Origin of the sequence: Sphaerochaeta sp., from assembly GCF_050178175.1 — a bacterium.
In the GTDB taxonomy this organism is placed as follows: Bacteria; Spirochaetota; Spirochaetia; order Sphaerochaetales; family Sphaerochaetaceae; genus Sphaerochaeta.
Genome location: NZ_JBFXGH010000018.1, coordinates 1 through 19,294 on the forward strand (window position 1 = coordinate 1; position 19,294 = coordinate 19,294).

The window sequence follows — 19,294 nt, forward strand, 5'->3', positions numbered from 1 at the left end:
TACGCAAGAAAAACTTTGACAATGACGAAGGACTGCTTGCCGATTAACTGGTTGTCAGCGTTGCCCGCATCATATGAAAAAGGGCAAGAGGTAGTGTAGTGAAACCCACCATTCAGAATACGGCGTTGGAGCCAATGTTCTCCCGCCGTTTTCTGTATACTCTTATTATTCCCCTCATCATCGAGCAAGTGCTCATGGTCTCCATCGGTATGGCCGATACAGTCATGATTGCATCGGCCGGGGAAAGCGCTGTAAGCGCCATCAGCCTGGTGGATTCCATCACCATCTTAATCGTTCAGCTTTTTGCGGCCTTCGCCACCGGTGGAGCAGTGGTTGCAAGCCAATACCTAGGGAACAAGGACCATGCGTCTGCCAATGCAGCAGCAAAGCAACTGATATTGCTCTCCCTACTCGCTTCAATCACTCTGCTCATACTCTGCATGCCGTTCAGGAGACAGATTATCAGCTTTATCTTTGGATCCATTGAGACATCGGTTCTTGAAGGTGGGGCAACCTACTTCATATATATCCTTCTTTCCCTACCCTTTCTTGCTGCATACAATGCATCGGCGGCATTGTTCCGTTCCATGGGAAACAGCAAGATCTCTCTATGGGTGAGCCTGGTCATGAATCTGGTGAATGTTGCAGGAAACGCCTACTTCATCTTTTCCCTGCATCTGGGTGTAATCGGGGCGGGTCTAGGCACTCTGCTCAGCCGCATCATCGGCAGTGCAATCATCCTGGCGTTGCTGACAGATCCAACCAATCAGATTTCAGTGAGAAACTATCGCCACTGGTCCCTTCGCTGGGATATGATCAAGCGAATCCTGCATATCGGTATCCCCAATGGGATTGAGGGGAGTGTTTTCCAGATTGGGAAACTGCTGGTGCAAGGGTTCATAGCTGCTTTCGGTACAGCATCCATTGCAGCCAATGCCATTGCAAACTCAGTAGCATCCTTCGTCAATATTCCTGGTGGGGCAATCGGGTTGGCCTCGATCACCGTTATAGGACAGGCAGTCGGGGCCAAGCGTCCAGACCAGGCAGTTTTCTATGGGAAGAAGCTGCTCTTTGCTGCATACATTGCCATGATCGTCGTGGCAATCCCTGTCTTCATCTTCGCACCCAAAATCGTTCCGATCTTCAATCTCTCAGCTGAGGCGACCGAACTTGCATCTAACGTCATTCGATCTGCCATGATCTTCAGCTCCATTCTCTGGCCAACTGCATTCTCCCTGCCCAATTTCCTGCGGGCTGCAGGAGATGCCAAGTTTACCATGGTTGTGTCGATGGTGAGTATGTGGGCAAGCAGGGTTGGCATGAGCTACCTCCTGGCAATTGTCTTTGGATGGGGCATCTATGGAGTGTGGTTCGGTATGTATATTGACTGGATCTTCAGAAGCATCTGTTTCATTACCCGTTTTGCCAGGGGGAAGTGGAAAACCAAGCGCGTAATCTAGAACAGCAACTCCAAATGTTCTAAAAAACTTTGTTCTCAGTACAACTTTCTCTTTACAAATTCCAGAAAGACACTATCATGATACATGAACGTGCCCGGGCACTACGCAGGAAATTATATATTTTGCTTGATCATCCCTGCTCTAGTACTACGTATACCCTCCACAGCTTATGCATATCACTGGAGCAATCCAGATAAAAGGAGTTGTATATGAAAAAGAGTATCAGTGTGCTCATGATTGTGTTGCTGGTTGCAACATCTCTCTTCGCCGCCGGAACAAAAGAACAAAGCGGAGATGCCAAGATTGGTGTCTCAATGCCCACCCAGAGCCTCCAACGTTGGAACCAGGATGGCGCCAACATGAAGCAGCAACTCGAAGCAGCAGGCTACCAGGTTGATCTGCAGTATGCAGGGGATAATGATATCCCAACACAGGTAGCACAACTCGAGAACATGATTGTCACAGGATGTGATGTGCTCGTCATTGCCTCCATTGACGGCTCTGCTCTCACCGAGGTACTCAAGCAGGCAAAGGATAATGACATTGAAGTCATCGCCTATGACCGTTTGATTATGAACAGCGATGCGGTCACCTACTATGCAACCTTTGACAACTTCAAGGTGGGGACAATCCAGGGAGAGTTCATTCGTGATGCTCTTAAGCTGGATAGCACAGAAGGCCCCTACTACATTGAACTGTTTACCGGTTCCCCTGACGACAACAACATCAATTTTTTCTTTGGTGGTGCCATGTCAATCCTGGAGCCATACATCAAGAGCGGCAAGCTTGTCGTTCCTTCCGGACAGACCAGCAAGGCTCAGGTGGCAACATTGAACTGGTCAACTGAGGAAGCCCAGAAGCGCATGGAGAACCTCATCACTGCTAACGGATACGGCCCGAACGGGAAACGCCTTGATGCAGTTTACTCCTCCAATGACTCAGTTGCCAACGGAATCACCAATGCCTTGGTGGCTGCAGGCTACACCAAGGACAACTTCCCGATCATCACTGGCCAGGATTGCGACAAGCCAGCAGTCAAGAACATGTTGCAGGGCTTGCAGGCTATGTCCATTTTCAAGGACACCCGCACCTTGGCAAGCAAGGTTGTGGAAATGGTCAATGCCATCGTAAAGGGTGAGGAAGTTGACGTGAACGACACCACCACCTACGACAACGGTACCGGCATCATCCCGTCCTACCTCTGTGAACCTGTGTTTGCAACGGTGGACAACTACAAGGAACTGTTGATCGACAGCGGATACTACACCGAAGCCGACATTCAGGTCTGAACTTTTTCTGAAAGAGACGGGCAGCAGCTGTTGCCCGTCTTCTTGGAGGATAATTTTGGATACCCTACTCTTAGAAATGAAACACATCACCAAGCATTTTCCCGGGGTAAAAGCCTTGGATGACGTCAACCTTGATGTCAGGCAAGGTGAAATCCACGCAATTGTAGGAGAAAATGGAGCTGGGAAATCTACACTGATGAACATTCTCAGTGGTGTATACCCTTCCGGTTCTTTTGAGGGAGAAATCCTCATTCACGGGGAATCCTGCCATTTCCATACCATCAAGGAGAGTGAGCAGAAAGGGATTGTAATCATTCATCAGGAGCTTGCCCTTGTCCCCTATCTTACCATCGGTGAGAACATGTTCCTGGGAAATGAGAGAGGCTTCTACTTCCGTATCGATTGGGACCAAACATACAACAGGGCAGACGAGCTGCTTTCCGTGGTCGGACTGGAGGAATCCTCCAAAATTGCGATCAAGGATATCGGGGTTGGTAAGCAACAACTGGTTGAAATCGCCAAGGCGCTGGCAAAGAACGTCAAAGTACTGATCCTCGACGAACCAACCGCTTCTCTCAATGATTCCGATGCAAAAAAATTACTCGACCTCCTGCTGCAATTCAAGGAGAGGGGAATGACCAGTATCCTCATCTCACACAAACTCAATGAGGTCTCCTATGTTGCCGATAGGATTACCGTCATCCGTGATGGTCAGGTCATCACCACCATGGACAAACATGAGAGGGCATTCAATGAGAATGAGATCATCAAGGCAATGGTCGGTCGAAGTATTGAAGACCGATTCCCAAAACGGAACACAACCATCGGAGATGTCAGTCTTGAGGTTGAGCATTGGAATGTCTACAACCCGCTCAATCCAGGAAAGAAGATCTGTGATGATATCAATATAAAACTCCACAAAGGAGAGGTGGTAGGGATCAGCGGCCTGATGGGCGCAGGCAGAACAGAGTTTGCCATGAGCCTGTTTGGAAAGAGCTATGGGCAGGACATAAGCGGTACCATACGCATCAACGGGAAGGAAGTTCACCTGAACACCGTACAACAGGCAATAGAGAACAAGATTGCCTATGTGACCGAAGACCGCAAGACCAATGGTCTTATTCTCTCCAAATCCATCATGGAGAACACCACCCTTGCGAACCTGCAAGCGATCAGCAACCACCAGATCATAGACCCAGACCTGGAAATCCAGGTGTCCAAGAATATGGTAGCGAAAATTGGAACGAAATGTTCTTCGGTATTTGAAGAGGTCAACAACCTCTCAGGAGGCAATCAACAGAAGGTATTGCTGGGTAAATGGATCTTTACCGAACCAGATATACTCCTGCTTGACGAACCAACAAGAGGTATTGATGTGGGTGCAAAATATGAAATCTACACCATCATCAACCAACTGGCTGAAGAAGGGAAGTCCATCCTCGTCATCTCTTCCGAAATGCCTGAGATCCTTGGTATCTGTGACCGGATCTATGTACTCAGCGAAGGAAGAATCGTAGGGGAAATGCTTGGCTCTGAAGCGAGTCAGGAAGCAATTATGACGTGTATCATCCAGAACCAGAAAGGAGCAAGAACATCATGAGACATAGCCTCGGGATCAAGGAATCTATGAAGAAGAATTCCATGCTTTTGGTCCTCATCGCAACAATGATTCTCTTCAATGGCTTGATCAGCGCCAGTGGGAGAGGTTCCCTTTTCGTCCCAGCCAACATCTCGAACCTCATCAGCCAGAACTCCTACGTGGTGATTCTGGCCACAGGTATGTTGCTCTGTATCCTCACCGGTGGGAACATCGATCTTTCAGTTGGTTCTGTTGTTGCCTTGGTTGGGGCCTTGGCCGGAACCTTGATCGTGAACCTTGGTTGGAATATCTACTTTTCCATTTTTGTTTGTTTGCTTACAGGATTGGCTATCGGGGCGTGGCAAGGGTTCTGGATTGCCTATGTACGTATTCCTCCTTTCATTACCACCCTGGCGGGGATGCTTCTCTGGAGAGGGGTTGCCTTGCTTATACTCAATGGGCTGACCATCTCCCCCTTCCCGGAAGAGTACCTGAAGTATTTCAACAGCTTCCTGCCCAACACAGACGACAAGACAAAGGTATTCACCATCACATTCATCATTGGCGTCATCATCTGCTTGATCGTCATAGCATATACACTGTTCAATCGACAGACCAAGAAGAAAAAGGGGTATCAGATTGAACCCTTGGCATTTACCATCGCACGGATCATTTTCCTCTCAGCAGCCATCCTTTTGATAGCAGGCTTGCTTGGTCAGCACAAAGGGATCCCTGTTGTCCTGATCCTGCTTGCAGTAATCGTGCTAGGATACAGCTACTTCACTTCTCGCAGTGTCCCAGGAAGACATCTCTATGCATTGGGCGGCAATGAGAAGGCAGCAAAACTCTCGGGAGTCAATACCAATCGGGTACTCTTCTTCGCCTATGCGAATATGGGCTTCCTCGCCGGTGTGGCTGCCCTGGTGGGAGTTGCACGATTCAATTCTGCAGCCCCGACAGCAGGGACCAACTATGAGCTGGATGCAATCGGGGCTTGTTTCATCGGAGGAGCCTCAGCTTATGGAGGGACAGGGACCGTTGGTGGGGCAATCATCGGAGCTATCTTCATGGGTGTCTTGAACAACGGCATGTCGATACTTGGAATAGATGCAAACTGGCAGAAAGCTGTCAAGGGTATCGTTGTTCTTGCAGCTGTGGTGTTTGATGTGTTAAGCAAAAAGCGGGTAAAATCCAGCTGAGGACACTTGCACATGCAACGTTGTCAGCGTATCCTCATGCAAAAGGACTACCATGGCTGTTACCATTAGAGATATCGCAAAAGAGGCAGGAGTTTCCAGGGGAACCGTCGATCGGGTTCTTCATAAACGCAAAGGAGTGAGTGAAGAAGTTGCAAAACGGGTGCAGGCTATCGCTGATGATATGGGATTCACCCCAAATCTTGCAGGAAAAGTACTTGCAAGAAGGAAACAACCTTTAAGAATTGGGTGTCTTTTGCCAAGTATAGGCAACCCATTCTTTGACGATGTCATCGCAGGTTTTCGCCAAGCAGAACGAGAGCTGAGTGACTTCGGCGTCATCCTGGATATAATCCAGATCAAATCATTCGATCTCGATGTGCACCTGAAAGAGCTCAAGCATCTGGAAGCAAAGCACTATGATGGAGTCTGTGTTACAACCCTTGATGTGCAGCCAGTGATTGAGGCCATCGACAGGATTGCAGAAAGCGGCACTGCGGTAGTGACAGTCAATACTGATATTGACAGCTCACACCGTCTTTTTTATGTAGGACCAGACTATTACCTGGAAGGAAGGACAGCCAGCGGTCTCTTGCTGCTATGCGGGAAGACCCAGAAACGCATCCTTATCGTAACCGGTTCCTTCAACATGAAAGGCCATCAGGAGCGTATCAGGGGATTCATTGAAGGGTTGCAGGAGCATGGAGCGGACTATGTTGTGGTGGATACTGTGGAAAGCCTTGATGATGACACCATCGGCTATGAGCGAACGCGTTCCTGTCTGGAACAACATGAGGACATCAACAGCTTGTATCTGACGGCTGCCGGGGTACAGGGCGCCTGCCAGGCGGTCAAGGACCTTGGCAGGCAGGATAGACTGAGAACCTTCAGTTTTGATGACGTTCCAGTAACCAGAGACCTGGTGAAAGAAGGGGTCATTACATTCACCATCTGCCAGCAACCCGAACGACAGGGTTATGATGCCATCCAAAAACTGTTCAGCCACTTGATGAACCAGCAAGACCCCATTGTCGACACCATCACCCAGACCATCATCAAGATACGGGAGAATATTGAGGAGTAGTCTACTCTTCCTGTTCTTCTTTTTCTCTCTTCTGCCAGAGCCTCTCCAAGGAATAGAAATCCCTAAGCTCACTGCTCATCAGGTGGATGATGATATCACCACAGTCGATCAACTCCCAACCATCACCTGCCGGCTTCTTGTGCCGGTTGGTCACTTCCAATCCCAGTTCATTCAAGGTACCCCAGAGTTCATGGGTTACACCACGTAGATGCCCCACACTGCTTACTGTTGCAATGATGAAGCAATCTGCCCAAGAGCATTCCTGCGTTACATCGAGGATGTTTACATCCTTACACTTATGATCTTCCAGAAACTGGCCAATAGTATGCGCATTGGCCTGTACCAAATCATTCATTCCTACAAACTCCTACATTTCGTTCTTTACACGTTTCATCGTACAATCTGAATCTGTTCAAGATACAGACCCATATGGCTTTTCAGTTGCTGCCAATCAACAACCATTTCCTCTTCCAGTACATTTCTCAAATCATACACACGAAATTTTTCTATCCGCTGCAACAACAAGAAGGGATCCAAGCCAGGACAGGTGGTGGAAAGTGTATCTGCCAAACCAGATTTCCTCAAGTAGGGAGCGCCTGCTTTCAGTGCTTCCAACATTGCTTGCCCATCCACCTCCTCACGTGTACGATCGGATGTATCGACGACAAGCGTGGTCAGGAGAGCCCGAATTCTGGCCAGCTCTTCTCCTTGCCCTTCCACCACGATCAGTGGGTCCAATCCCCCTAACTCCATCAGCAGACTTGAGGGAGGACTGCCACTCTTTCCAGCCTGGTTCTCAACCATCGACCAAGGAAGGATGACAAGGAACAGTGTTTCCTCTTTCTCGAATGCAATCAAGGCCGCCTCATCCTCGAACAATCCATAATATGCCTCGGGGGCATCATGCGCACAGCCAGCAAACAAGAGAACAACCAGGCTCAACAGGAGCACCCCTGTTCTTTTCACAGCTTGCCACCTTCCTTGAGAAAATGAAGCAACTCCAGCCCTGAGTGGGTGACGGTCTTTCCCTTGGAAAGCAAGTGTGCTCGCTCTGCTTCCAATATCCTGATGCACAAGGCATCAAGGGTCGGCTCAGCAAGCAAGGATGATCGCTCCTCATCGTCCAAATGCATCCTATTCGGTTCGATATAGTCAGCGATATAAAGGAGCAAGCCCATTCTCCCCATGTATATGCTTCCGATTGTATGATAGCGGACAGCAATACAGAGTTGTCTGGAAAAACCACGCTCCTGTAGCAAAGCTGCCCCGACGGGAGCGTGCAATAGAACAGCGCAATCCTTCTCTTCACTCTCCAATGGGAGATGATGCTCATCAGCGAATTGGATGAGCGCTGTGGGATCCCAATCCCGTGCTACATCATGCAACAAACCACATTGGTAGAGTTCCCGCTCATCAAATGTCTCATGATATCTATGCTGAAGCCGCACACAGGTTTCCCCTACAGCAACACTATGCCGGTATCGCTTGGCAGACAAGGTTTCTGACAGTTCGTGCTCAAGTTCGGTAGAGTCGAAATGACTCGACATAGCGAGCTACCTCCTCAGGCATCAGCTGTGAAATATGTTTCGGCAATGAGTCTTTTTCCCCAAGCATCCTTGCAGCTTCCCGTATCTGGGTTGAACTATCTTCCACCCGGGGATTCTCGAGATACACAAGATCTGCGGCAAGGTCACTGAAGGGAGCATTCTCCCCTTCCCGTCTGATGACTACAAAGGTCACCAACTCCTTAAGCTGCTCATAAGCATGCCACTTCTGGAGATCACCAAGCAGATCATCACCCATGACCACTGCAAGCCGTCCCTTGATATTGTACTGGAGATACAGATGCTTGACGGTGTCATAGGTGTAGGATATTCCGCCTCGATTGATCTCACAATCATCAGCGATGAATTCCATCTCAGGGTCTTCAGGATAGAGACCATGATATGCATCAAAACCCAAACGGAGCATCTCCATCCTGTGTTCTGCAGACGATGGGTTTACATTTCGCTTGAAGTTGTTGCGGGCAACCGGGACAAAGATAAATCGTCTATATGCAGTGAAGGAAGCCACCGTATGCACCAAGTGCAGATGACCAAGATGAACCGGGTCAAAACTACCTCCCACGAGGGCCGTGGGTACTGCTTGTGCCAAGGGTTCCTCCTATAGCTCGTCCGGGTTTTCTGGGTAGTAAGCATCATGATCAACGGTGGCAGTGAATCCACCTTCATCAGCAGCGGATACATCCTTTGCCGATTCCTGCTTCTCCACCATCCGGATGAACGCATGCTTGACCGCATCAACTCCTTGATCCAGATACACACAGAGGCCGATAACCTCTTTGTCTGCATACTTCTGCTTCAACTCTTCCAGTCGTTCCCCTGTTCCAGGTTCATCAGTCTTTGTTCCGATGATTACCTGATGCTTGTTCAGCAGTTCAGGTTCGAACGCCTCCAGTTCCTTGCATAGTATATCATATGCATCAAGATATCGCTCATCACTCAAGTCAATGAGAAATGCAAGTCCCTTGGTCCTGCTGATGTGTCTGAGGAATTTGATTCCCATTCCAGAACCTTCACTGGCCCCTTCAATCAAACCAGGTATATCAGCCAAAACGATATCATGTTCATCATATCGCATCATACCCAACTGGGGAATCTTTGTGGTGAATGGGTAACCTGCAACCTTGGTACGGGCATTGGTAAGTATATTCAGCAAGCTTGACTTTCCTGCATTGGGGAAGCCGACAAAGCCGATATCGGCAATGACAAGCAATTCAACGCCAATGCGCATCTCCTCGCCATTCTCACCCGGCTGGGCAAAACGGGGAGCTTGCCTGGTTGCGGTACGGAAGTGCCAATTGCCTTGGCCACCCCTGCCACCCTTGAGAAACACCCATCGCTCTTCGTCGGTCAGATCCTTGATGATCTCACCAGTGTAGGCATCCTTGATTACCGTCCCCGGAGGCACCGGTATCTCAATATCTGCACCATCGCGTCCATAGCAACGATCCCCTTGTCCATTCCTTCCATTCTCCGCACGATAGGTACGGACCAATTTCAGATGGGCCAGGGTTCTCAGATTATGCTTGACGACGAATACCACATCCCCGCCACGGCCGCCGTCGCCGCCATCCGGGCCACCCTTGGGAACATATTTTTCCCTTCGAAAGGATACACAACCGTTGCCCCCGTTTCCGGAGGCAACATCAAGATAGGTTTCGTCTGAAAATCCAAACATTATCTTGTTTACTTCTACTTTTTAACTTACTCAGTCACGATGCTGATGTACTTCCGGTTCTTCCGGCTGTGAAACAGCACGGTACCTTCAGCTTTTGCAAACAACGTATAATCGGAACCGAGGCCTACATTCTCACCAGGATGGAACTTGGTTCCATGCTGACGAACAAGGATTTCTCCTGCCTTGACCAACTGTCCACCAAAGCGCTTCACACCCAGTCTCTGGGCATTGGAGTCGCGACCATTGCGGGAACTACCGCCACCTTTCTTATGTGCCATCTTTCGCCCTCCTTATGCAATGATCTTGTCGATCGTGATCAGGGAGTACCGCTGGCGGTGACCCTGGGTTCTCGTATAGCCCTTCCGGCGCTTTTTCTTGAACACTCTGATCTTGTCACCCTTGATGTGCTCCAATAGCGTTGCTTTCACAACGGCATCTGCTACATAGGGGGTGCCAAACGTTGCATTGTTCTCATCCACAACGGCAAGAACGGTGGCATACTCAAGGGAGGAACCAGCCTCATTCTGGCTGATATAATCAACCTGGACTGTCTCACCTTCAACGGCCTTGTACTGCTTTCCGAGAATCTCTACAAGTGCGTACATGTCGATATTCATCCTTCAATTTAATTTGTCTTGTCCCTTATACCAAAAATGGGAATCTATTGCAACAACCTTTTTGAGCTAATTGATTGAAAAACAAAGAAAAAGGCATTGAAAACTTACCGACCGTTCGGTTATTATTGAGTATGCATACAACCACAACGAAGCAACAACTTATTCTTTCTTTATTGGATTTGGGTTCTCAGCAAGGACTTGAGGCGGTCTCACTCAGTGTGCTTGCAAAGCAAAACAACATCAGCAAGGCTGCAATCTTCCACCATTTCCGGAGCAGGGAGGCATTGATTGCAGAGCTTTTCTCCTACTGCAATACGCTTGCCTACAAACAAAAGGGATCCATCAGCCTGGAAGGCAGTGCAAATGAGGTACTGGGCAGGGCAATGGCTCACTGGCACCATTTGTATGAGGATGAGGTCATGCGCTCCTTCTACCGGATTATCGAAAGTGAGGCCCTGACCCACAGGGAAGCCGCCAGCATCAAACGGACTCTGGACGAGATGCTCATAGGCCAGAGCAGTATTCTCCTGGAGAGCCTGAGCAATAGCGGCAGGTTGGATATAGAGGATCTGGATCTTGCAATCCAGAGCTTCAGCAGCGTCGTCCAGCGTTTCCTCTACAGGATACTCCTGGACGACGATCCTGACATAGAGTGGGAAGAGGAACGGTTCATCAACCGTTTCTGCTCACTCTATAGTAAGTAGGTAAACCCCTTACATCGAAGCGAGGAAGGGAACACCAATCAAGCTGAAGGCATTCTTGATCACCTGCAAGACCATGCTCACCAGTTCGATACGGGAACGGACCAGGGAGCGGGAAGCAGCCTTCAGGACCGGATTGTCATGATACCATCGGCTGAACAACTTTGAGATATCATAGAGATAGCTGCAAACAACCGAGGGATCATATGCACTGCCCGCCCTCTCAACGACCTCCTGAAAGCGTGCAAGCTGTTTGATAAGTTCCCGCTCATCGGGGAGGGTCAGCAAGCTGCTGTCGAATGGCATCGCATGGCAATCGGCAAACGCTTCATCCTGATACTTCCTGAGCATGCTTGAGATTCGCGCACCCATGTACTGGAGGTAGGGTCCGGTATTCCCGTTGAAAGAGATGGATTCAGCAGGATTGAAGATCATATCCTTGGTCGGGGAGACTTGCAGCAAGTAGTAGTTCAGTGCACCGAGTGCGATGGCACTACTTGTCTTCTCTACATCATCAACAAGGTCTTCACGCTCTTTCTCACGGATCTCGCTACGAGCAAGGGAAGTGAGGGTATCAACCAACTCATCGGCATCAACAACGGTTCCTTCCCGGCTTTTCATCTTTCCATCAGGCAGGTTCACCATGCCGTAGGAGAGGTGATGGAGATCATCAGCCCAGGAGTACCCCAACAACTGCAACACATAGAAGAGCACCATGAAGTGATACCTCTGCTCACTGGCAACCACATAGATCAAGGAGTCGAACGGCCAGTCCTTGTGTCTCATGATGGCTGTACCCACATCCTGGGTCATGTACAAGCTGGTTCCATCCTTGCGCAGGAGCACCTTCTTGTCCAGCTTGATCGGCTCCAGGTCAACCCATACCGATCCATCCTCCTCACGATAGAAGACACCCTTCTCAAGGCCTTTGAGGATCTCGTCCTTCCCATACTTGTATGTCTCAGACTCATAGTAATAGGCATCAAAACTGATTCCCATCTTCTCATAGCTTTCAGAGAGCCCCTCGAGTGTCCAGCCGTTCATCTTCTCCCAAAGTGCCATCACCTCAGGGTCCCCGCTCTCCCACTTCTGCAACATCTCCTGGGCTTGTCCCTCAGCGGAGGGATCCTCTTTTGCCCAAGAAGCAAACTTGACATAGTACTTACCAACAAGATGGTCTCCCTTGATACCGCTGGATTCGGGAGTCTCACCACCTCCAAACTTCTGGTAGGCAAGCATTGACTTGCAAATATGCACCCCGCGGTTATTGATGAGGTTCACCTTACGAACCTCAGCCCCATTGGCCTTCAGGATGGCGGCAACACTCTCCCCCAGGCTGTCATTGCGCATATGGCCCAGATGGAGAGGCTTGTTGGTATTGGGACAGCTGAACTCAATGGTAATCCTCTTGCCCTTGAGTGATTCACTGCACCCATAGCGATCCTTCTCCTGTGCAATACGCTCTGAAAGAGCAGTTGCAACAGAACACATGTCGATGCGGACATTCAAGTAAGGTCCACTCAAGAGAATCTCACCAGAGGGACGATCATCAAGCCGTTCAATACGTGCCTTGAGTTCAGATGCAAGCCTGGGGGGAGCTGTCCTCAGGACCTTTGCATAGGCAAAGAGCGGGAAAGCAAGATCACCAAGCTCAGGCTTCGGAGGACTCTGCACTGCCAATGCTGGCAATTCAGGGGCATCGCCCAACATCTCAACAGCATAGATGTGCAACTGCTGCTCAATAAGATTCTTCCAAGTTTCACGCACCGCTTCTAGCATTATTCCATTCCTTTGTTTGTAGCTAATGACTATACAACAAACCAAAGTCAGACTTCAAGGTGGATGCTGACTTCCCCGCTGGAGAGAACCTTTCTCTCCCCATGCTCATTCTCAACCACCAGGCGGGCTTCATCATCGATTGCAATGGCTCTGGCCATATACTCCTCAGATCCTGCATGCACGCGCACCTCATGTCCTATCACCAAGGATCTATCACGGTATGCAGAGAGGAAGGGGCGGTCAGCCAAGGCAGCCAAGGAATCCTCCAGCTTATCTACCATGCTTGCGACAAGCGCATCCACAGAGAATCCAGCGGGAAGGGAATCCTCTCCATCATAGAGCGAAGTGGCAATTGTCTTGAGTGAATCCTCGAATGCTTCCCGTTTGGTGAACAGGTTAAGGCCGATACCAACCACCACTGCAGTGAGTCGTCCACTCTCCACTCCCAGCACCCCTTCAGTAAGGATGCCGCAGACTTTTCGGTTCTGATAGAACAGATCATTGACCCATTTGATCTGGCAGTACTTCCCACACTTCTCCTCAATGGCCTCACTGACTGCCACCGCAGCTGCACTGGTAATCAGCGATGCATCGGATAATGGAAATACAGCAGGGAAAAGCAGGCTGAGATAGAGACCTCCCTGAGGACTGTAGAAGCTCCTTGAGAGTCGTCCCCTCCCCTCGCTCTGATGACAGGCCAGGACGAGGGCTTTCCCGGATTTCAATGTTTTTGCATATCGATTGGTTGAGTCAATTGAATCGAATAGATGGAGCTCCCAGGACGGAAGAAGGGCCTGCAGACGTTCCTTTGAATATAAAATGGTGGAAGTGAGCAAGCGATACCCCCGGTTGGGAATCCCCTCGATGACATGACCTTGGTTACGTAAGGTTTCCATGGCCTTCCAGACAGCGGTTCGGCTTACACCCATCTCACCGGCAAGCTGTTGACCACTCTGGTGGCGATCCCGATTGGAAGAAAGAATTTGCAGCAATGTTTGGGCATGATTCATGCGACCGATGGTAGTGTGCACTTCTTCAATTGTCAACCAGTTTGCTGTTTACAATTAAAAATGTGTTGTGCTACGCTCCCCCCATGCAACAAAAACGATTATTGCTTACCTCTCTCTTCAGTGCCTTGATCATCGTTGGTGCCTATCTCAGGTTCCCTCTCCCTCCTGTCCCCATCACCCTGCAGACACTGTTTGTCCTGCTCGCGGGATTTCTCGGCGGGCCGGCTGTGGGGATGGGCAGCACGGCAATTTACCTGCTGCTGGGAGCAATCGGTTTACCGGTTTTCAGTAGTGGCGGCGGCTTGGGAATCCTCCTGGGCCCCACTGGGGGATTCCTCTTCGGCTTGCTTCCTGCCTCCTTTCTTGCAGGTCTAGCCGGCAACTACCGCAGGAAGGACGAGTACCCAGGAAGATTCAGAATGTTGTGCATTCTCCTTGGCCTTGGGGCCACACTGGTCATCTATCTTGCAGGAGTCCCCTATTTGAAGGTTGTGGGGAATCTCTCCTGGAAGGTAGCACTGCAGGCAGGTATGCTTCCTTTCATTCTTGGCGACCTACTGAAATTGGCCATAGCCACCCATCTGGCGGGCACGTTACATGCAAGGATTGCACAGTTCCTAGGCTAGGTGCTTGCATAAAAGCCTGCAAGAACCGTATGGTAGCCGTATGAAACCGTGCAAAGACCAACAATTTGATGCTTCATCCTATGTGGATGCATTCTATGCGACCTTCGACCGTGTTGCAGGAAATGCCAATTTCCATGGTTTGAAACCACTGCCTCAGATGCTCTCCATTGGGGAAATCTCCAATGAATTCCTTGAACTGATGTTCCCTGGCCGTTGTGGGCGTGACCGTGCTGAACTGGGACTGCAAGAAATCCTGAGCGCACAGATGCAAGAAGTTTGTACGCAGCTGAAAACCCAGGTATTTCTCGCATGCCGGTACGACGACCCTTCACTTGATGAGTGTGAGGCACAGGAGAAAGCCGATAGTACGGTCAGGAAGCTATGTAAACTCTTGCCCCAACTCCGCATACAGCTGAAGATGGATGCCAAGGCAGCGTTCGATGGGGACCCAGCAGCAAGGAATATCAGGGAGGTCATCCTCTCCTATCCCTGCATCAAGACGCTTACCATCCACCGTATTGCACATGAATTGTTCAAGATGGGTGTTCCCCTGATCCCCCGCATGTTCAATGAGTCTGCACACAAGGAGACCGGTATCGATATCCACCCCGGGGCAGAGATAGGAAATTCATTCTTCATCGACCACGGAACTGGTGTGGTTATCGGGGAGACCACGGTTATCGGAAACAATGTAAAGCTCTACCAAGGGGTCACCCTCGGTGCATTGAGCTTTCCAAAAGATGCTTGCGGAAGCTTGATCAGGGGGGCAAAAAGGCACCCCACGATTGAAGACAATGTAACCATCTATTCCAACGCGACTATCCTTGGCGATATCACCATCGGGAAAAATGCAGTAATAGGCTCCAACGTATGGATCAAGGAATCGGTTGCTCCCAATACCATGGTCACCATCCAGGAACCCAAGATAACGGTGAGGGAACTGAGAAGTCGTACTAACTGAAGGAGCGCATATCCAAACATTCATTGAGCAGGGATAGGCGTAGATGGTCCACCCACTCCCCATCCCTGTATAGATAGCCCTTCGCCATTCCTTCCGCTTGGAATCCCAAGTGCTCAGCAAACGCAAGACTTGCACTATTGTTCTGTTGGATATGGGCCTCGATGCGATGCAAACCAAGCTGTCCAAACGCATAGTCGATAATTCCCTTCACTGCCTCTGTGCCATAGCCCTGACGCAACTTATCACCATCCACACTATAGCTGAGCTTTCCTGACCGAAAAGGTCCCCATACCAATTGGTTCAGGCTCACCAAGGCAATCACATGCTTTCTTTTATCCTTCTCGAAAAACAACAAGGGAAGCATCCTGTGCTCCTCATAGAGTGTGAACTGACGATCCGCTACATCCTGGAACGAACCCAAGGTGTAGTAACTCTCCTTCTGCGCAATTGAGTAGGGACGAAACAATTCCCGGTTCCGCTTCTCATATGCCAGGTACGGTCCAGCAAGCGACCTGGAAATGATATATGCGTCAAGGCGTTCAGTTGCGAATAGCTGTTTCATAGGAGATAAACTCCATCTTCCCTATTTTGGGCAGCTTGTCACTGAAGCGTCCCTTCACCAACATTCCTTCCCTTGCGAAAGGAGGCGCATCAGTTACTGTTACTTCCAGATAGTTCCCGCTCAACCCATACCAGTGCCCCCCCTTCCTGTTTTGGAGGATCACCTCACTCTCCTTTCCCAGTTGTCTCTCTTTATACGCATCGTGCAACTGCTTTGAGAGTTCCCGGAGTTCAAGGGCCCGTTCATCGCGTATTTTCTCAGGCACGCGATGTTTTGCATGATAGAGCGGGGTATCGGGTCTGGGTGAGAATGGGAACACATGCAACATGGAGAAGCCCTGGCTGAGTATGAATTGCTTGGTTTCCTGGAAATCCTCTTCACTTTCCCCGGGGAGGCCGGTAATGATATCCGCTGCCAGGAAGGGGTCATCCTTCGCATGTTTGAGCTGTTCCAGAATTGCGGACAGTTCACTGATGGTGTAGTGCCTATCAACGAGTTGCAGAACCCGATCGCTTCCACTCTGTACCGGAATGTGGAAGTGTGGTTGCATCCTTGGGTCCTTCAAGGCTTCCAACAGACGACCGTCGATATGGTCTGGTTCCATGGAACTGAGACGAAGCCTGACATTTGCAGAAAGTGCTGAGAGCAACTTCTCAAGCAACCCTCCCAGACCATCGCCCTGATGGTCATACATGGTAAGATTGACACCGGTGAGCATGATCTCCTGGAAACCAGCCTCCTCGAGTGCCAGAGCTCGCTCGATCACCAGCGTGTGATCAAGGCTCACTGACTTTCCTCGCGCAATATGCACCCGGCAGTAGGCACAACTGTTGTCGCACCCATCCTGGATTTTCAGGTACGCCCTGCTGTGGTAGGAAAAAGAGGCCGCATCATAATCAAAGACAGAGGCTTCCCCATCACTGAAGGAAAGACACCCCTCCTTCATGCTCATACCAGAGACCAGAGAAGCTTTCAGATGCTTGGCAAGCTGAAGAAGATGTGCCTTCTTTTCCAAGGGAACCACTATGACCTGATTACTGAGTGCCTTGAGCTCTTCCTCATTGACCTGGGCATAACAACCCGTGGCAAGGGTTGGGGCAATTCTCGCAAACTTACGGATCATTCTTCTTGCTTTCTGTTCTGCTTTGCTGGTAACAGTACATGTATTGACAATATATAAATCAGCACCCTGATCTTCAGTAACCACGGTGAAACCTTCCTTGGAAAATGAATCGGCTATTGCCTCACTTTCACACTGGTTCAGCCGACATCCCAAGGTATATACACATACATTCACTCAATTTCCTCCTGCTTCTTCAGAACCTCCATGACCGTATCGAGGGCTCCTTTGAGCCCCATGCGCATCTGCTTTGCATATGGATTGTAGCGTTGCAGGTCATAGAACAGCTGCATTGGATCATTGCAGGTCTGCTCCACAACACTCATAAGGGTCCTGTATCCCTTGGTCGCAAGTTTGGTATCGCCAAGGGAGAGTTCAGAGAGTGTACGTCCCACGAAGTGGGTGATCCCCTGGGACCAGGCAGCCTCACGGTCGTGCTGGTCACAGCTCATATGCATAACATCGAGACCCCAACGGGCAAATTCATCCACCCACCAGGAGAGCGTCTCCTGTTTGCAGTTGACCGGACAGATCACCAAGGGAAGGCCTTTCACCCCATGCTTGCCAGAATCAGGGCCAAACATTGGGTGGGTTGCTATGCTTTGCACAAAGGAAGGAAGCAGCTCCTGCATAACCTTTGCCGGATAGAGCTTCACAGAACAGGTATCCATCACCACGGTGTCCTTCCCGATATTTCCGGCGGTACGTGCCAGCACATCCCTGAATGCGCTGATGGAAACACAATAGAACAAAGCAGAACAGGTAAGAACTTCTTCCTCACTCCCGAGACGCACCCCTGGGGGAACGGTTTTATTCCGTCTACTGTAGGCGATTACCTCAAACCCGTGTTCGGCCAATTCCTTGGCCCAGAAGGATCCAAACCGTCCCAAGCCATATACTCCGATGCGCATGCTCTCTTTCATGAACCGCATTGTACTGGAAAGCAAACAAACGGGCAAGGAGGAGACTGTAAAGCCAAACCATCAAGCCTTTTCTAAGATATTCTAACGTGATACACTGATCGGGTACTACCTAATCCAACCTGTCAAGGAGCATAACCATGACGTTTGCAGAAAAAATGAAGGCCCAAGCAATTGAGGCCCAGAAGAATCTTGTCCTGGCTGAGGGTACTGAGAGCAGAACCATCCAGGCCGCACGGAAGATTATTGATGAGAAACTGGCAAAATCGGTCATCCTGGTCGGTGCAGTGGATGCAGTGAAGAAAGCTGCAGAAGCAGCAAAGACTTCTCTTGAAGGCATCTCTATTGTAGACCCCTCTTCCAGTGAAGATCGTACATCTTTTGCAAAGGAATATTACGAACTTCGCAAGCATAAAGGCATGAGCGAAGAAGAAGCATATGAAGGAATCGTAGACCCTCTTCGCTGGGGGGCCATGATGGTCCGCCTGGGAAAGGCAGATGCCATGGTTGCCGGCGCTGAGAACACCACCGGCAACGTGCTTCTTGCTGCCTTCCAGATTATCAAGACCAAGCCCGGGATCAAGTTTGCTTCCTCATGCTTCGTTATGGCGACAGACAAGAGTGAATATGGGGCAAACGGCTCATTCATTTTTGCTGACTGTGCCACCATCCCCAACCCAACAGCGGAACAGCTGGCTGAGATTGCAGAAGCTTCTGCCCTATCCTGCAAGACCTTCCTCAACACCGAGGCAAAGGTGGCCATGCTCAGCTACTCAACCAAGGGCTCGGCAAAGGGTGATTTGGTCGACAAGGTGGTCACTGCAACCAAATTAGTCAAGGAAAAACTTCCTGGGTTGCAGATTGACGGGGAGTTGCAACTCGATGCAGCCATTGTTCCCAGTGTTGCCAAGAGCAAGGCTCCTGGTTCCCCCGTCGCCGGTGGTGCCAATACCCTGATCTTCCCGGACCTCCAGGCTGGAAACATCGGTTACAAGCTGGTACAACGCCTTGCTGGAGCTGAAGCCTATGGCCCAATCCTCCAGGGATTTGCCAAGCCGATCAGCGACCTCAGCCGTGGGTGCTCTGTTGAGGATATTGTGGTTACCAGTGCAATCACCCTTGCTCAGGCAGCAAGCATCTAGGTTTCATA

Annotated in this window: 21 protein-coding genes; 9 read left to right on the forward strand and 12 right to left on the reverse strand. The window is 50.0% G+C overall.

The window, feature by feature from the left end:
* Positions 1-98: 98 nt before the first annotated feature.
* From AB7S66_RS03665 to AB7S66_RS03685, 5 genes are all read left to right on the forward strand, one after another.
* Positions 99-1,460, forward strand: coding sequence for an MATE family efflux transporter (locus AB7S66_RS03665; RefSeq protein ID WP_428518113.1), 1,362 nt, complete (start codon positions 99-101; stop codon positions 1,458-1,460).
* 209 nt (positions 1,461-1,669) lie between these two features.
* Complete coding sequence (chvE, locus tag AB7S66_RS03670) at positions 1,670-2,749, forward strand: multiple monosaccharide ABC transporter substrate-binding protein (protein ID WP_428518114.1); 1,080 nt, start codon at positions 1,670-1,672, stop codon at positions 2,747-2,749.
* Between the two features lie 76 nt (positions 2,750-2,825).
* Positions 2,826-4,349 carry an ATP-binding cassette domain-containing protein gene (locus tag AB7S66_RS03675; RefSeq protein WP_428518115.1) on the forward strand — a complete coding sequence of 508 codons (1,524 nt, stop codon included), beginning with the start codon at positions 2,826-2,828 and terminating at the stop codon, positions 4,347-4,349.
* Positions 4,346-5,527, forward strand: coding sequence for a multiple monosaccharide ABC transporter permease (mmsB, locus tag AB7S66_RS03680; protein ID WP_428518116.1), 1,182 nt, complete (start codon positions 4,346-4,348; stop codon positions 5,525-5,527). Before AB7S66_RS03675 ends, mmsB begins: the two co-directional genes overlap by 4 nt.
* A gap of 52 nt (positions 5,528-5,579) precedes the next feature.
* The gene (locus AB7S66_RS03685; protein WP_428518117.1) at positions 5,580-6,608 is read left to right on the forward strand and encodes a LacI family DNA-binding transcriptional regulator; all 1,029 of its coding nucleotides are present in this window, start codon (positions 5,580-5,582) and stop codon (positions 6,606-6,608) included.
* Position 6,609: 1 nt separating this feature from the next.
* On the opposite strand, the gene rsfS is transcribed toward AB7S66_RS03685, so the two are convergent.
* From rsfS to rplU, 7 genes are read right to left on the reverse strand one after another with little or no spacing between them, the layout of a single operon-like run.
* Positions 6,610-6,963, reverse strand: a complete 354-nt coding sequence (gene rsfS / locus AB7S66_RS03690; RefSeq protein ID WP_428518118.1) for a ribosome silencing factor — start codon at positions 6,961-6,963, stop codon at positions 6,610-6,612.
* 35 nt (positions 6,964-6,998) lie between these two features.
* Entirely contained in the window at positions 6,999-7,574 is a 576-nt protein-coding gene (locus AB7S66_RS03695) for a hypothetical protein (protein ID WP_428518119.1), read from the reverse strand.
* Positions 7,571-8,155: a bis(5'-nucleosyl)-tetraphosphatase (symmetrical) YqeK gene (gene yqeK / locus AB7S66_RS03700; protein WP_428518120.1), complete on the reverse strand. Its 585-nt coding sequence runs from the start codon at positions 8,153-8,155 to the stop codon at positions 7,571-7,573. The genes AB7S66_RS03695 and yqeK overlap by 4 nt, the downstream gene beginning before the upstream one ends.
* Positions 8,124-8,762: a nicotinate (nicotinamide) nucleotide adenylyltransferase gene (gene nadD / locus AB7S66_RS03705; protein ID WP_428518121.1), complete on the reverse strand. Its 639-nt coding sequence runs from the start codon at positions 8,760-8,762 to the stop codon at positions 8,124-8,126. Before nadD ends, yqeK begins: the two co-directional genes overlap by 32 nt.
* A gap of 9 nt (positions 8,763-8,771) precedes the next feature.
* Positions 8,772-9,848 carry a GTPase ObgE gene (obgE, locus tag AB7S66_RS03710; protein ID WP_428518122.1) on the reverse strand — a complete coding sequence of 359 codons (1,077 nt, stop codon included), beginning with the start codon at positions 9,846-9,848 and terminating at the stop codon, positions 8,772-8,774.
* Positions 9,849-9,874: 26 nt separating this feature from the next.
* Entirely contained in the window at positions 9,875-10,126 is a 252-nt protein-coding gene (gene rpmA, locus AB7S66_RS03715; protein WP_117329721.1) for a 50S ribosomal protein L27, read from the reverse strand.
* A gap of 12 nt (positions 10,127-10,138) precedes the next feature.
* Complete coding sequence (rplU, locus tag AB7S66_RS03720) at positions 10,139-10,453, reverse strand: 50S ribosomal protein L21 (protein ID WP_319758329.1); 315 nt, start codon at positions 10,451-10,453, stop codon at positions 10,139-10,141.
* 143 nt (positions 10,454-10,596) lie between these two features.
* Here rplU and AB7S66_RS03725 point away from each other — a divergent pair, with 143 nt between their 5' ends.
* Positions 10,597-11,169, forward strand: coding sequence for a TetR/AcrR family transcriptional regulator (locus AB7S66_RS03725; protein WP_428518123.1), 573 nt, complete (start codon positions 10,597-10,599; stop codon positions 11,167-11,169).
* Positions 11,170-11,178: 9 nt separating this feature from the next.
* On the opposite strand, the gene argS is transcribed toward AB7S66_RS03725, so the two are convergent.
* Both argS and AB7S66_RS03735 read right to left on the reverse strand, forming a co-directional pair.
* Positions 11,179-12,945: an arginine--tRNA ligase gene (argS, locus tag AB7S66_RS03730; RefSeq protein ID WP_428518124.1), complete on the reverse strand. Its 1,767-nt coding sequence runs from the start codon at positions 12,943-12,945 to the stop codon at positions 11,179-11,181.
* A gap of 47 nt (positions 12,946-12,992) precedes the next feature.
* Complete coding sequence (locus AB7S66_RS03735) at positions 12,993-13,955, reverse strand: biotin--[acetyl-CoA-carboxylase] ligase (protein WP_428518125.1); 963 nt, start codon at positions 13,953-13,955, stop codon at positions 12,993-12,995.
* Positions 13,956-14,038: 83 nt separating this feature from the next.
* Between AB7S66_RS03735 and AB7S66_RS03740 the strand changes: the two genes are divergently transcribed.
* Together AB7S66_RS03740 and epsC are read left to right on the forward strand one after the other, a co-directional pair.
* Entirely contained in the window at positions 14,039-14,581 is a 543-nt protein-coding gene (locus AB7S66_RS03740; RefSeq protein WP_428518126.1) for a biotin transporter BioY, read from the forward strand.
* Positions 14,582-14,621: 40 nt separating this feature from the next.
* Positions 14,622-15,542 carry a serine O-acetyltransferase EpsC gene (epsC, locus tag AB7S66_RS03745; protein ID WP_428518127.1) on the forward strand — a complete coding sequence of 307 codons (921 nt, stop codon included), beginning with the start codon at positions 14,622-14,624 and terminating at the stop codon, positions 15,540-15,542.
* On the opposite strand, the gene AB7S66_RS03750 is transcribed toward epsC, so the two are convergent.
* The 3 genes from AB7S66_RS03750 to AB7S66_RS03760 are packed head-to-tail and all read right to left on the reverse strand — an operon-like array spanning position 15,535 to position 18,147.
* Positions 15,535-16,104 carry a GNAT family N-acetyltransferase gene (locus AB7S66_RS03750; RefSeq protein WP_428518128.1) on the reverse strand — a complete coding sequence of 190 codons (570 nt, stop codon included), beginning with the start codon at positions 16,102-16,104 and terminating at the stop codon, positions 15,535-15,537. The genes epsC and AB7S66_RS03750 overlap by 8 nt on opposite strands.
* Positions 16,082-17,401, reverse strand: a complete 1,320-nt coding sequence (mtaB, locus tag AB7S66_RS03755; RefSeq protein WP_428518129.1) for a tRNA (N(6)-L-threonylcarbamoyladenosine(37)-C(2))-methylthiotransferase MtaB — start codon at positions 17,399-17,401, stop codon at positions 16,082-16,084. The genes AB7S66_RS03750 and mtaB overlap by 23 nt, the downstream gene beginning before the upstream one ends.
* Complete coding sequence (locus AB7S66_RS03760) at positions 17,398-18,147, reverse strand: prephenate dehydrogenase/arogenate dehydrogenase family protein (RefSeq protein WP_428518130.1); 750 nt, start codon at positions 18,145-18,147, stop codon at positions 17,398-17,400. Before AB7S66_RS03760 ends, mtaB begins: the two co-directional genes overlap by 4 nt.
* Positions 18,148-18,284: 137 nt before the next feature.
* Between AB7S66_RS03760 and pta the strand changes: the two genes are divergently transcribed.
* Positions 18,285-19,286 carry a phosphate acetyltransferase gene (gene pta, locus AB7S66_RS03765; RefSeq protein ID WP_428518131.1) on the forward strand — a complete coding sequence of 334 codons (1,002 nt, stop codon included), beginning with the start codon at positions 18,285-18,287 and terminating at the stop codon, positions 19,284-19,286.
* Positions 19,287-19,294 lie beyond the last annotated feature (8 nt).